Annotated in this window: 12 protein-coding genes; 2 read left to right on the top strand and 10 right to left on the bottom strand. The window is 72.7% G+C overall.

Annotated elements, in window-relative coordinates:
• Positions 1 to 18: 18 nt before the first annotated feature.
• The 5 genes from AC0693_RS03830 to AC0693_RS03850 all read right to left on the bottom strand — a co-directional run bounded on the left by AC0693_RS03830 (position 19) and on the right by AC0693_RS03850 (position 5,537).
• Positions 19 to 930, bottom strand: coding sequence for a glutaminase (locus tag AC0693_RS03830; protein ID WP_469320222.1), 912 nt, complete (start codon positions 928 to 930; stop codon positions 19 to 21).
• A gap of 14 nt (positions 931 to 944) precedes the next feature.
• Positions 945 to 1,637, bottom strand: a complete 693-nt coding sequence (locus tag AC0693_RS03835) for a demethylmenaquinone methyltransferase (protein ID WP_478738790.1) — start codon at positions 1,635 to 1,637, stop codon at positions 945 to 947.
• A 116-nt stretch (positions 1,638 to 1,753) separates the two neighbouring features.
• Complete coding sequence (locus AC0693_RS03840; RefSeq protein WP_356415785.1) at positions 1,754 to 2,404, bottom strand: imidazolonepropionase-like domain-containing protein; 651 nt, start codon at positions 2,402 to 2,404, stop codon at positions 1,754 to 1,756.
• Between the two features lie 13 nt (positions 2,405 to 2,417).
• A complete protein-coding gene (mqnC, locus tag AC0693_RS03845; protein WP_356415782.1) occupies positions 2,418 to 3,617 on the bottom strand; it encodes a cyclic dehypoxanthinyl futalosine synthase in 1,200 nt (399 codons plus the stop codon).
• Positions 3,618 to 3,728: 111 nt separating this feature from the next.
• A complete protein-coding gene (locus tag AC0693_RS03850; protein ID WP_478800871.1) occupies positions 3,729 to 5,537 on the bottom strand; it encodes a serine/threonine-protein kinase in 1,809 nt (602 codons plus the stop codon).
• Positions 5,538 to 5,637: 100 nt separating this feature from the next.
• Between AC0693_RS03850 and AC0693_RS03855 the strand changes: the two genes are divergently transcribed.
• Positions 5,638 to 6,693, top strand: coding sequence for an alpha/beta hydrolase (locus tag AC0693_RS03855; RefSeq protein WP_478800872.1), 1,056 nt, complete (start codon positions 5,638 to 5,640; stop codon positions 6,691 to 6,693).
• Positions 6,694 to 6,739: 46 nt separating this feature from the next.
• Here AC0693_RS03855 and AC0693_RS03860 read toward each other — a convergent pair whose 3' ends face one another.
• Complete coding sequence (locus AC0693_RS03860; protein WP_356415773.1) at positions 6,740 to 7,588, bottom strand: menaquinone biosynthetic enzyme MqnA/MqnD family protein; 849 nt, start codon at positions 7,586 to 7,588, stop codon at positions 6,740 to 6,742.
• 237 nt (positions 7,589 to 7,825) lie between these two features.
• On the opposite strand from AC0693_RS03860, the gene AC0693_RS03865 reads away from it, so the two are divergent.
• Positions 7,826 to 8,029 carry a cold-shock protein gene (locus AC0693_RS03865; RefSeq protein ID WP_112451444.1) on the top strand — a complete coding sequence of 68 codons (204 nt, stop codon included), beginning with the start codon at positions 7,826 to 7,828 and terminating at the stop codon, positions 8,027 to 8,029.
• Between the two features lie 171 nt (positions 8,030 to 8,200).
• On the opposite strand, the gene AC0693_RS03870 is transcribed toward AC0693_RS03865, so the two are convergent.
• The 4 genes from AC0693_RS03870 to AC0693_RS03885 form a co-directional block, all read right to left on the bottom strand.
• The gene (locus AC0693_RS03870; protein ID WP_478800873.1) at positions 8,201 to 9,928 is read right to left on the bottom strand and encodes a lytic transglycosylase domain-containing protein; all 1,728 of its coding nucleotides are present in this window, start codon (positions 9,926 to 9,928) and stop codon (positions 8,201 to 8,203) included.
• A gap of 1,076 nt (positions 9,929 to 11,004) precedes the next feature.
• Entirely contained in the window at positions 11,005 to 11,538 is a 534-nt protein-coding gene (locus AC0693_RS03875) for a carboxymuconolactone decarboxylase family protein (protein ID WP_478800874.1), read from the bottom strand.
• A 177-nt stretch (positions 11,539 to 11,715) separates the two neighbouring features.
• On the bottom strand, positions 11,716 to 12,801 hold the full coding sequence (locus tag AC0693_RS03880; RefSeq protein WP_478800995.1) for a DNA polymerase III subunit beta family protein: 1,086 nt from the start codon (positions 12,799 to 12,801) through the stop codon (positions 11,716 to 11,718).
• Positions 12,802 to 12,977: 176 nt separating this feature from the next.
• On the bottom strand, positions 12,978 to 13,265 hold the full coding sequence (locus tag AC0693_RS03885) for a hypothetical protein (RefSeq protein WP_478800875.1): 288 nt from the start codon (positions 13,263 to 13,265) through the stop codon (positions 12,978 to 12,980).
• Positions 13,266 to 13,349 lie beyond the last annotated feature (84 nt).

Genomic DNA, 13,349 nt, shown 5'->3' on the forward strand with positions numbered 1-13,349 from the left:
CGTCAGGGGCGGCAGCCCTCAGAAGACGGAGAGGCCGGTCAGCGTCGTGAACCGGTCCAGGGCCGCCACGCCCGCCACCGAGTTGCCCTGGGCGTCCAGTCCCGGGCTCCACACGGCGAGCGTGCACAGGCCCGGGACGACGGCGACGATGCCGCCCCCGACACCGCTCTTGCCGGGCAGGCCGACGCGGTAGGCGAACTCGCCCGCCGCGTCGTACGTCCCGCACGTCAGCATCACCGCGTTGATCTGCTTGGCCTCGCTGCGGGTCAGCAGCCGCGAGCCGTCGGCCCGCAGCCCGTGCCGGGCCAGGAAACGGGCGGCGCGGGCCAGGTCACCGCAGGACAGCTCGATCGAGCACTGCCAGAAGTAGTGGTCGAGGAGCGCGGGGACCGGATTGTCGAGGTTGCCGTACGAGGCCATGAAGTGGGCCAGCGCCGCGTTGCGGTCGCCGTTCTCCTGCTCGGAGGCGGCGACTTCCGCGTCGAACGCGACGTCCGGATTGCCGCTCTCCTCACGGAGGAACCGCAGCAGCTCGCTGCTCGCGTCACCGGTGAGGCTCTGGAGCCGGTCGGTGACGACGAGGGCGCCCGCGTTGATGAACGGATTGCGCGGGATGCCGTTCTCGTACTCCAGCTGCACCAGCGAGTTGAAGGGGTTGCCGGAGGGCTCGCGGCCGACCCGCTCCCAGAGGCTGTCGCCGCCCTCCGCGAGGGCGAGGGCCAGCGCGAACACCTTGGTGATGGACTGCGCGGAGAACGCCGTCCGCCAGTCGCCGACCCCGTGGACGTTCCCGTCGAGATCGGCGATCGCCATGCCGAACTGCCGCGGCTCCACGGACGCCAGCGCCGGGATGTACTCGGCGGGCGTCCCGCTTCCGACGAGCGGGGCGATGTCCGCCGCGATCCGCTCCAGCAGGTCCGGGTAGTCCACGGCGCGGCCGGCCCCTACGCCTTGGTACCGCGGTGCAGCGCCACGATGCCGCCGCTGAGGTTGCGCCAGGCGACCTTGCCCCAGCCCGCCTTCTGCAGCAGCCCGGCGAGGGCCGGCTGGTCGGGCCACGCGCGGATGGACTCGGCGAGGTACACGTACGCGTCCGGGTTCGAGGACACCGCGCGGGCCACCGGCGGCAGGGCGCGCATCAGGTACTCGGTGTACACCGTGCGGAAGGGGGCCCAGGTCGGCTGCGAGAACTCGCAGATGACGACCTGCCCACCGGGCTTGGTCACCCGGTACAGCTCGCGCAGGGCGCCCTCGGTGTCCTGCACGTTGCGCAGCCCGAAGGAGATCGTCACGGTGTCGAAGACGCCGTCCTTGAACGGCAGCTTCGTCGCGTCGCCCGCGGTCAGCGGCAGCCACGGGTTGCGCTTCTTGCCCTCGCGGAGCATGCCGAGGGAGAAGTCGCAGGGGACGACGTAGGCACCGGTCGCGGCGAAGGGCAGCGAGGAGGTCGCGGTCCCGGCGGCCAGGTCGAGCACCTTCTGGGCGGGGCGCGCGTCGACCGCCTTGGCGACCTCCTTGCGCCACAGCCGGGCCTGGCCGAGGGAGAGGACGTCGTTCGTGAGGTCGTAGTTGGCCGCCACTCCGTCGAACATGGAGGCGACTTCGTGCGGCTGCTTGTCCAGGGATGCGCGGGTCACTGGTTGGCCTCGCAGGGATCGGGTGCGGTGCCGCTGCGCGGGGCGCGGGCGGCGGGCACGGCGCGGTGGGGTGCCCGCACATTCTCGCAGGCCCGCCCGGTGGCGGCGGCGGGGGCTCAGCGGCGGCGGTGCAGGAGCCGGCCGCCGATGACCGTGGCGACACAGGTCGTGGCGCCGAGCGCGAGGAGCGCGTCCGGGTCCGGCGCGTCGAAGACCGCGAACCGGGCCGGTCCGCCGCGCTCCAGCGACCCGTGGAACGCCTCGGCGGCCGCCGCCCGCCCCGCGAAGGGGTCCAGTGACGGGACGGCGTCAGCCGCGTCCGGCGCCGCGGGCAGCAGGGCCAGCCCCGAGCGGGAGACCGCGGTGCGCACGGCCGGGACGCGCAGCCGGCCGCTGAGCGCGACCACCCCGCGCGACAGCAGCTTCTGCGTGGCGCGCCGGGCGCTGTTGCCCCACCGGACCTCGCTCAGCCCGAGCGCGTCCAGGGCCTCGGCCCCGGTGACCGGGTCAGCGCCCAGCTCCGCGGTCTCGTACGGATCGTCGGGGTAGTACGTCCGCTCCAGCAGCGCCTCCGCGCCGCGCACCGACAGCCCCGGGGTCAGCACCCCGGGCCAGCGCCGCGCGCGGGCGAGCGGATGGCGCTCGGCGAGGACCTCGTACGGGCCCAGGCCCGCGATCCGGTCGCCCTCGACCAGGACCGCCCCGTCCGGGACCGGAGCGGATCCGGGCCCGGTGACCAGGAGGCCGGCGGTGTGCAGCGTCAGCATCGGTTCGCCGGGCTCAGTTCGTCGCGATGAGCTTCAGCTCGGGGTGCGCCGTGCCGCCCTCGATCGCCGTCGAGGAGATGTGCGAGACCACGCGGTCGTCGACCGGGTCGTTCGCCGGGTCGTCGTGGACCAGCAGGTGCTCGTAGGTCGTCGCGCGCTGCGCCGGGGTCCGGCCCGCCTTGCGGATCAGGTCGATGATCTCCATGCGGTTGGAGCGGTGCCTGGCACCGGCCGAGGAGACGACGTTCTCCTCCAGCATGATCGAACCGAGGTCGTCGGCGCCGTAGTGCAGCGCCAGCTGGCCCGCCTCCTTGCCGACGGTCAGCCAGGAGCCCTGGATGTGCGCGATGTTGTCGAGGTAGAGCCGCGCGATCGCGATCATGCGCAGGTACTCGAACACCGTGGCCTGCGTCCGGCCCTTGAGGTGGTTGTTCTCGGGCTGGTAGGTGTACGGGATGAAGGCGCGGAAGCCGCCCGTACGGTCCTGCGTGTCCCGGATCATCGCGATGTGCTCGATCCGCTCGGCGTTGGTCTCGCCGGTGCCCATGAGCATCGTGGAGGTGGATTCCACGCCCAGCCGGTGGGCGATCTCCATGATCTCCAGCCAGCGCTCGCCGGACTCCTTGAGCGGGGCGATCGCCTTGCGCGGCCGCTCCGGCAGGAGTTCGGCGCCCGCGCCCGCGAAGGAGTCGAGGCCGGCGGCGTGGATGCGCGTGATGGCCTCCTCCGCCGAGACGCCCGAGATGCGGGCCATGTGCTCGACCTCGGACGCGCCGAGGGAGTGGATGACCAGCTGCGGGAAGGCCTTCTTGATCGCGGCGAAGTGGTGCTCGTAGTACTCGACCCCGTAGTCGGGGTGGTGCCCGCCCTGGAACATGATCTGCGTGCCGCCCAGCTCGACGGTCTCCGCGCAGCGGCGCAGGATGTCGTCGAGGTCCCGGGACCAGCCCTTCTTGGTGTCCTTCGGGGCCGCGTAGAAGGCACAGAACTTGCACGCCGTGACGCACACGTTGGTGTAGTTGATGTTGCGCTCGATGATGTACGTCGCGATGTGCTCGGTACCCGCGTAGCGGCGGCGGCGCACGGCGTCGGCGGCCTGGCCGAGCGCGTGCAGCGGTGCGTCGCGGTAGAGGTCGAGAGCCTCTTGCCGGGTGATCCGGCCCCCCGCGGCGGCGCGGTCGAGGACAGACTGGAGAGCGGCCTGGTCGGTCACCGGTGCGTCACCTTTCGGCGGTGTGTCAAGGGTTGTCCGGACCGATCCAGCCTACGCCAGCGCCCGGGTGCGGTTGCGGGGGGCCGCCGCGCGGGCGCGCGGCCACCGCCGCTACTGCCGCGTGAGGTCGCCCTCGGGGTTTCCGGCGGCGCGGTCGCCCGAGCGGTAGTGGAGGGCGCCGCCCTCGGTGAGGGTGAAGCGCTCGTCGGCGGAGCCGGGGGCGCAGACGCCGGGATGCGGGTTGGGGCCGCCCGCGGTGTCCAGGACGAGGGCGCGGTCGGTGGCGGCCGAGAGCTTCCAGTCGCCGCTGCAGTCGTAGGACGTGCCGAGGAGGTCCATGACCGAGTGGTCGCGCGCGACCACCGTCCCCTTCTTCCCGGCCCGGATCGTGATCTCGAACGGGGTCGGGAGCCCGAGGTTCGTGGTGACCGAGCCCTTCCAGGTGCCGATGAACTCCTTGGGTACGTCCTCCCGCGCGCCCCGCGTCGGCGCGGCGGACCCGTCGGCGGAGGGGGAACCGGACCCGGAGGGGGAACCCGACCCGGACGGGGACCGGGACGCGGACGGCGCCGGGGTCGCGCCCGGCACGGAGGAGACGGGGCTCGCGGCGTCGTGCGTGCCGCCGCTCCCCGGGAAGAGCCCGAGCCCGTACAGCCCGCCGCCCAGCGCCACCGCGACCGCGCCCAGGGCCAGCACCAGCGTGCAGCTCATCCGGCGGCCGGCCGCGGTGAACCGGAGGCCGCGTCCGGAGTCCCCTCCCGATCCGGATCCCGTGGGCGCGCCGCCGACCGCGTCACCGGCCGCGCCGCCCGCGCCCGTCCCGGCCGGCGGGTGCGCCGGGGCCGGGGGGCCGTACGGGCCCACGGGTCCGGCGGGCAGCGGCCGGGCGTCGTACGAGGAGTCGGCGGGCCCGAAACCCCCCGGGACACCGGCCCCGTAGGGCGACGACGCCTCGAACGGAACCGGCCCCGAGGCATCGGGACCCGGCCCCGTGCCCGGACCCCAGCCGGCGGCTCCCCCGCCCGCGTCCAGGTCCGCGTCCAGGTCCAGCAGCCGGGACGCGGCCCGGCTCACCTCCTCCACCAGCGGCCCGGGCAGCCAGCCCGGCCCGCCCGGCGCCCCGCCCAGCGCCGCGGCGAGCGCCTCCGGGGCGGGCCGCTCGCCCGGCACCTTGACCAGGCAGGCACCGATCAGCTCGCGGAGCTCCCCGGCGGGGATCCCGCCGAGGTCGGGCTCCTCGTGCACCACCTTGTAGAGGAGGGTGGCCGCGTTGTCGCCGCTGAAGGGGGGCCGGCGGGTCGCGGCGAAGGCCAGGACCGCGCCGAGCGAGAAGACGTCGGACGCCCCGGTGACGCCCTTGCCGAGGATCTGTTCGGGCGCCATGTAACCGGGCGAACCCACCGACACCCCGGTGGAGGTCAGCGAGGCGGTGCCGTCGGTGGCCCGCGCGATCCCGAAGTCGATCAGCCGCGGCCCGTCCAGGGTCAGCATCACGTTCGACGGCTTCACGTCACGGTGTACGAGGCCCAGCGCGTGCACCGCCACCAGGGCGCGGGCCAGCCCCACGCCGATCGCCCGGACGGAACGCTCCGGCAGCGGCCCGTGCGCGGCCAGCGCCCGGTCGAGCGAGGGCCCGGCGACGTACGCGGTCGCCACCCACGGCACCGCGGCGTCCGGATCGGCGCCCAGCACCTCGGCGGTCCACTCCCCGCCCACCCGCCGGGCGGCGGCCACCTCGCGCCGGAACCGGGCCCGGAACTCGTCGTCCGCGGCGAAATGCGGGTGCACGACCTTGACCGCGACCGTCCGGCCGCCCACGCTGCGCCCGAGGTAGACCCGGCCCATCCCGCCCGCGCCGAGCCGGCCCAGCAGCCGGTACGCGCCGATCGTGCGCGGTTCGCCGGCTTCGAGCGGCTGCATCGCGTCCCCCGTCCTCTGCTCCCCCGTGCATGCCTGACGGCTCAGCACGATAGGCCCTGTCGGCCCGCGGAGGCACCGGATCCGTGGCACGGTGATCGGCATGAGACCGCGCACGACCACGGCGGACACGGCGGCCAGGGGATCCGTCCTGTTCACCGCCTGCCTCACCGCCTGCCTCGCCCTGATGCTCGCGGGCTGCTCCGGCCAGGGCGGCCGGGTCCGCTTCGAGGCCCCGGCCACGGCCCCGACGGGCACCCCCACCAGCAGCGTCACGCCCCACCCGGTGGCCGAGGCGGAGCGGCTGACCCAGCTGCCGACCGGCCCCGAGGCGGAGTTCCACGAGGAGAGCACCCTCGACGACGGGACGACGATCGGCGTGACCACCCTGGAGGGCCAGAAATCGGGATTCACCGGCAAAGTCTGGGTGTGGGCGCCGAAGCAGTACTTCGAATCCCAGTACGCGCACAGCGGCTTCCCGGTGCTGATCGCCCTGCCGGGCGGCCGGGGTTTCCCGAAGAACTACTGGATGGCCGCCGGGCTCAGACTGGAGAGCAGCATCGCCGCCTGGTCGAAGGACGGCCGGAGCCTGCCCTTCATCGTGGTGATGCCGGTGCTCAACCCGGATAAGTCACACTTCTACGACGGCAGCGACATCCCGGGGCAGCCCAAGATGGGCACCTGGCTCACGGAGGACGTGCCGGACCTGGTGCGGGCCAACTTCCGGACCTTCCACTCCCGGGACGGCTGGGCCTTCATGGGCTCCTCCTCCGGCGGCTTCGCCGCGCTGAAGGCGGTGCTCCAGAAGCCGGACCAATTCAAGGGGGTCATCGCCTCCGGCCCGGACATCGTGCCCGACTCCCCCCTGTGGAAGGGATACGAGGAGGAGCGCCAGGCGAACAATCCGGAACGCCTCGCCGCGGAACTCGCGGAGAAGGAGGGGCCCGATGTCTATCTCGCCTTCCAGGTCGGCAGCAAGGAAAGCGGAAAGCCCAATGTGGAGAAATTCATCAGGAATTACGGAAAGGGTCCCGTAAAGACCCATTTGCAGGTCATCGCGGGTGGCGAGCACAACGCGAAGACCTACATCCGGGGCATGGGCGAGGGCAGCATGAAGTGGCTCAGCGCCCATCTCCAGCCACCGGTCCCGACGGCCTGAGGAGGCCGCCGGGCCCCGCCGCGCCGCGGCCCGGCCCGGGCTCCGTTCAGGGGGTCAGCAGCTCCACCGGCACGTCTTGCGCGAAGCCGGTCGTCGCCCCGGTCCGGCGGGCGAACTCGCGCACGCCCGCCAGCTGATCCGGGCCGAAGCGGAAGTCGAGCGTGGTGAAGTACCGCTCCAGCAGCTCGGCGTCGAAGGCCTCCCAGCGGGCCGCCTGCTCGGCCACCTTGGTGACCTCCTCCAGGGAGAGGTCCCGGGAGGCGAGGAACGCCTTGTGGACCTCCCGGACCGTGGCCGGCTCGCGCTCCAGGTAGTCCTTGCGCGCGGCCCAGACGGCGAAGACGAACGGCAGCCCGGTCCACTCCTTCCACATGAGCCCCAGGTCATGCACGGTGAGACCGAGCCGCGGCGCGTCGTGCAGGGAGGCCCGCAGGGCCGCGTCACCGATCAGCACGGCGGCGTCGGCCTCCTGCATCATCACCCCGAGGTCGGGCGGGCAGGTGTAGTAGTCGGGCTGGACGCCGTACTGCTCGGCGAGCAGCAGCTGGGCCAGCCGTACGGACGTGCGGGAGGTGGACCCGAGCGCGACCCGGGCCCCGTCGAGCTGCTCCAGCGGCACCTGAGAAACGATCACGCAGGACATCACGGGGCCGTCGCAGCCGACCGCGAGGTCGGGGAAGGCGACGAGCTGGTCGGCGTTGCGGAGGAACTCCACGAGGGTGATCGGAGCGATGTCGAGGTCACCCCGGACCAGCCGCTCGCTGAGCTTCTCCGGGGTGTCCTTGGTCAGCTCGAGGTCGAGCAGCGTGCCGGTTCTGGCCAGCCCCCAGTACAGCGGCAGGCAGTTCAGGAACTGGATGTGGCCGACCCTGGGCCGGCTGCGATAGACGTCCACATCGCGAGACTAGCCCCCCTCCCGCCGTCAGCCTTCGGACGGGTCTCAAACGTCCGGGTGACGTGATCTTTCCCTCTGGTCGACCCCGCAGTCTGCATGCTAGGCTCGTCGCAAGTTGCAGTTTGGTTTCCCTTGCAGTACGAGGCCTGCGGAGCATGTAACCCGCAGGCTTTTGTAGTTTTCAGACTTCTTAGCAGGTTCTGGAGCAGGGCGACCCTTTGGCCCATAGGAGGGCTCATGGCTACCGGAACCGTGAAGTGGTTCAACGCTGAAAAGGGCTTCGGCTTCATCGCCCAGGACGGCGGGGGCCCGGATGTCTTCGTCCACTACTCCGCGATCAACGCGGCTGGTTTCCGCTCCCTCGAGGAGAACCAGCTCGTGAACTTCGACGTCACGCAGGGTCCGAAGGGCCCGCAGGCGGAGAACGTCACCCCGGCCTAGTCGCCTGGGCCAGCCCGATCGCGGGTTGGAGATGCAGTACCCAAGGAGCCCTGCCTCCTCCGCGCGAGCGGAGGTGGCGGGGCTCCTGCCTTTCCGCCCCGGCGGACGGGCACGGCGGAGGGGCGGAACCCATCGGGTTCCGCCCCTCCGCCGTGCCGCCGTCGGCGCCGCTCAGGCCTTCGGGACCGCCGGGGTTGCCGGGGCCGCCGGAGGCGCGGTGACGGTCAGGTCCAGGATCAGCTCCACGCCGTTCTCCGTGACCAGGCGCAGGTGGTACGTGCCCGGCTCGGCGGGGGTGGCGGCCGCGCCCGGGGCCGAGGCGGTGAAGAGGTCCGGCAGGACGACCAGGCCGTCGGCGCCGGTCGGCGCCAGCGCCACCGTGTGCAGCTCCTTGCCGCCCTCGCCCTTGAAGAAGGGGGTCCGCGCGGCCGGGTCCACGGGGACCCAGGCGCCCTTCGTGTCCTTCTCGACCAGGGCGGCCGTGATCTTCGTCCCGGCGATGGCCGCGCCCTTGGCGGTGGCCTTCACCTCGACGCCCACGAAGCTGGAGCCCTGGACCGCGGTGAGCGGCTTCGTCCCGGTACGGGCGAGGGCGTCCACGACGGGGGCGGGCTTGGCCGCGGGGGTGACCGTGCCGTCGAACGACACCGTGAACGACCGGCTGCCGGTGGCACTGCCCTTGCCCTGGCTGTAGAGCGTGGCGCGCAGGGTGAAGGCACCCGGCTTCTCGCCCGCCTTGTCGCCGGCCTTCAGGGCCGGGGCGGTCGCGATGCCGTCCTTGTCCGTCTTGACCACGGCGGACACCTTGCCGTCGCCCTCGAATACCGTGCCGGAGCTGTCGGTCCCGACCTCGAAGGTCACCGTCTCGCCCACGGCGGGCTTGCCGTCGCTCAGGACCGCCTTGACCTTCGGGGCGGCGGCGAAGACCGTGCCCGCCTCGGCGGTGATCTTCGGCTCGCCGAGCACCGTCAGCCCGGACACCGTCGCGGGCTGCTTCGGCGGCTCGGTGGGCTTGGTCGGCGGCTTGGTGGGCGGAGCCGTCGGCGGGACGGTCGGCGGCTTCGTCGGGGTCACCGGCGCGGGCGGCGGGGTGGGGAGCGAGCCGGGCGGCGGCGTCGGGTAGTTGCCCACCGGCGGGTTCGGTACGTCCGTGGCTCCGGCCTGGTACTGGCGCATCCAGCCGAGTACGGAATTCACGTACTCGCGGGAGCTGTTGTAGCTCAGGATCGCCTTGTCCAGGGACGCCGGGTCGGACAGGTCCCGGTCGCCCGCGCAGAGGTAGAGACCCGCGCCGAGCGCCGCGTCGTAGAGGTTGTTGGGGTCGCGGTTGCCGTCGCCGTTGCCGTCGGCGCCCCACGTCTGCCAGGTGGAGGGGATGAACTGGAGCGGGCCGACGGCCCGGTCGTACTCCGTGTCCCCGTCCCAGGCACCCTTGTCGGTGTCCTTGATGGAGGCGAAGCCGTTGCCGTCCAGGCGGGGGCCGCGGATCGGCTTCTCCGTGGAGCCGTCCGCCTTGAGGCCGTAGCCGGAGGCGTGGACGGACTCGATCCTGCCGATGCCCGCGAGCAGCTGCCAGGGCAGCTTGCAGTGCGGCAGCGCGACGCCGACCGATATCTCGGCCCGGCGGTAGGCGTCGAGGGCGGTGGCGGGGATGCCGCTGGCGCCCTCGGGGGCTCCGGAGCCGGGCGCGGGCGGCGGGTCGGCGACCAGGTCCGGGAGGTCGAGGCGCGCGTTGCCGCGGTCGTTGGCCTGCGGGCTGTCGGGCCCCGGCTCGGCCTCACCGGCATCGGCCGTCGGGGCGGTGGTGACGACCGCCGCCGTGGTCAGACTCGCCGCGAGTGCGGCGGTGCACAGGACTTTGCGCGATGTGCTGACAAGGTGACGGTGAAGAGGCTTCACAGTGCGGCAATCCCCCCAAGGCAGCCGTGGACATGTGAGTGCGCGGCCGGACGAGCCATGAATATTCACTGTCTATCAGGTATTCGAGAACGACTCACCGTCCCCCCACCAACATGTGACAGAGCATTCGCCTCACCTTCACCCTTCGGGTGCGGATCTCCGGCTGCGCCGGGGCGCGGCTGCGCGCCGAGGGGGCTGGGTTTCGAGCTTCGGGGTCGGTGATGCTCCGGGGGCTGCCCGTCAGTTCCACTGTCTTCCCGTGCCGGGGCGTCCTGTCAAGAGCGCTCCCTGCGGTCGCGTCGCTTCGCGATGGCCTGCGGCCACTCTTGACATGCCACCCCGTCCCGGAAAGCCAAGAACTGTCGGGCCGCCCCCGGGGGGAGGCAGGGGGGAGGCTGCCCGTTGCCTGAGGCCCGGCGCCCGGCCGCAGGCCGAGTGGGCCCTAGGTGCCGCCCTTTGGGCGGAAAGAGCGCCCCTAATCGCTACGCGCTCCTCCGAGAGAAGCGTCTGCGGGCTGCGTGGGGCTGGGACTTCGGTCAGATGGGTGTTGGTCCGGGTCTGATGCCCGGCCGTCCCAAAGATGGAGATCAAATCGCCCCAAAAGGGACGTATTGAGCAATTGTTGAGTCTCGACGGCTCCTTGACCCTCGTGAACTCTCGTCTGGCCGAGCTTTGAGCTCCGCCGCACCCCTCACCAGCCCAAAACAACCCGCAGACGCCTCTCTCGGAGAAGCGCGTAGCGATTGACTGCGTTCCTGTCGCCCAAAGGGCGCCACATGAGCCCCATTCGGCCTGCGGCCGGGCGCCGGACGGCAAGCAACGGGGACCCTCCCCCATGCCTCCCCCCGGGGGCGGCCCGACAGTTCTTGGCTTTCCGGGACGGGGTGGCATGTCAAGAGTGGCCGCAGGCCATCGCGCAGCGACGCGACGAAGGAGCGCTCTTGACAGGACGCCCCGGCACGGGAAGACAGTGGAACTGACGGGCAGCCCCCGGAACCACCCCGACCCCGAAGCGCGAAACCTACCCACGAGCGGCGAAGCCGCGACCCGGCGCAGCCGGGCCCCCACCCCACACCTCACCCCCACTGCCCCGAAGCCCCCACCCCCGCGAGGGGCTTGCCCACTACTGCCAGGGCGGTGAAGAAGTTGACCTGGCCTATCGCGACCGTCAGGGTCGCCAGGGCCTTCTCGTCGTACTGCTCCGCCACCCGCGCGTACAGGTCGTCCGAGACGCGCTCGCCCCGGGGGTTCGGCAGGATGACGGCCTCGACCAGCTCCAGCGCCACCCGCTCGGCAGCGGTGTAGAACGGCGCGTCCTTCCAGGACGCCACGGCAGCGATGCGCTCCTCGGACTCGCCCGCCTTGCGCAGCAGGCCCGAGTGCATGAGCGTCAGGTACGTGTTGCCGACGATCTGGCCGGCCCGCAGGTGGATCAGTCCGATCGTGGTGCGCGGCACCGACCGGTTGCCCGTGGCCTTGTACAGCGCGCCCCCGATGGTCGCCAGCTCGGGGATCAGTTCGGTCGGGTCCGACATCCGCGGACGGACGGCCTGCTCCGCGACGGTCTTCTCCGCGACGGCCTGCTCCGTGACGGTCGAGCGTGCGTTCATGGCGGTTCTCCTTCGGTGGTGACGGCCGTGGCGGCCGGGCGCCGCCCGCGTGGGTCGCGTGGCTACACACCTCTGACGGAGCTCGGCGCACGGATGTGACCGGTCGGCCGAAGAAGTCGGAGAAGGCGAAGAAGGCGAAGAAGGTGGAGAAGGTGGAGAAGGCGAAAAACCTTTCCGCTAGTCGGCGTCCAGGCTCACCGGCATCAGGAGGGAGAAGGTGTCCTCGGCGGCGGGGCGCAGGAGGACGAGGGGGGCCTTGGGGCCGACGTACTCCAGGAGGAGGCCTTCGGTGCCCGGCCCGGCGGCGAGGGCTTCCAGGAGGTAGGCGGGGTTGACCCCCACGCGGTCGACGGCCGGGTCCGGCGTTCCGTCGTCCTCGGTGGCCGTCACGACCGTGACCGTGTCCGCCGTCAGGGCCAGGGTGCACACCTCCTCGCCGCCCTCGGCCTGGCCTGCGAGCGCCCGGCGCAGTGCGGGGACGTCGAGGGGGATGCGGCGGCCTTCGGGCAGCCGGGTCAGGCGGCGGTAGTCGGGGAAGTCCTCGCCGATGACCAGGCCGGCGACCTCGTGGCCCAGGGTCTCCAGTTCCACCCGGTCCCCCGCCACGCTCAGGTGGGCCGGGGCGCCGTCACCGGTCAGCAGGGCGCGCATCGCGTCGACGAGCGCGGCGGGGACGGTCACCTGGACCCGCTCGCCGCCGTGCCCGGTGGTGGAGGTGCGGGCGACGGCCATCCGGTAGCGGTCGGTGGCCACGACGTGCAGGTCGCGGCCCTCGATGTCGAACAGGACCCCGCCGAGGACGGGCAGCTCGGGATCGGTCCCGGCGGCGAAACGGACGGCGTCGAGGGCGGCGGCGAAATCGGTGGCCGGCACGGTCAGGCGGGCGGTGGCGGCAGTGGCGGTGGATGCGGTCATCGTGGTGTTCCCCTTGGGTGCGAGTAGCGCTCGTAGCGTGGAGAACTCCGCACGCGCCTCGGCGAGGCCGCGTTCGAGCCGGCGCAGGTGGCCTTCCAGCAGGCCGGGCACCAGGCCGGTGTCCGCACCGGACCAGCCCGCGAGCACCAGCCGGATGTCCGCCAGGGGCATCCCGGCCCGGCGCAGCCGGGCCAGGACGCGGGCCTCGGCGAGCTGACCGGGCCCGTACCAGCGGTATCCGGTCGCCGGGTCGACCCGGGCGGGCATCAGGACGCCCGCCCGGTCGTAGAAGCGCAGGGCGCTCACGCCGAGGCCGCTGCCCCGGGCCAGCTCGCCGATGCTGCGCAGGCCGTCGCGCTCGTCGGCGCGCCCGTCACGGCGCGCGTCGTCGCGGTCTTCGTCGCGCTCGTCCGCGCGCTGGTCGTTCTCCACGACCACGACTCTGCGACCTCCACCAGGTCGAGGGTCAAGCCGGGGGTGAGACCGTTGCGCCGCTCAGCGCGCGGCGGCCCGCGCGTGCGGGCTCAGCCGCCGACCTTGGGGGCCTTCGGCAGGCCCGTCTCCAGGGCGGTGCCCGTGCCCGCGAGGGAGCTGTCGGTGGCGTGGGCGGAGGTCTTGGCGACTCCCGCGGCCACGCCGACGGCGGTCTTGGCGTCCTTGACGGCCCCGCTCGGGTTGTCGACGATCTCGCCGACCCGTGCGGTGATCGGCGGGCCCTGCGGCGTGGTCTCGTCCGCGGCCTGGGCGAGGCCCGGGGTGAGGGCGATGGCGGCGCCGCCGGAGAGGACCAGGGCGGCGAGGGTGCGCTTCATGGCGTTCATGCCACGCCCAACGACACCGGCGCCCGCGGGTCACCCCGGGGCGCCGGCGCCGTTGACCGGCCGACCCGTCCGTCG

The organism is Streptomyces sp. NPDC043876 (genome assembly GCF_056435825.1).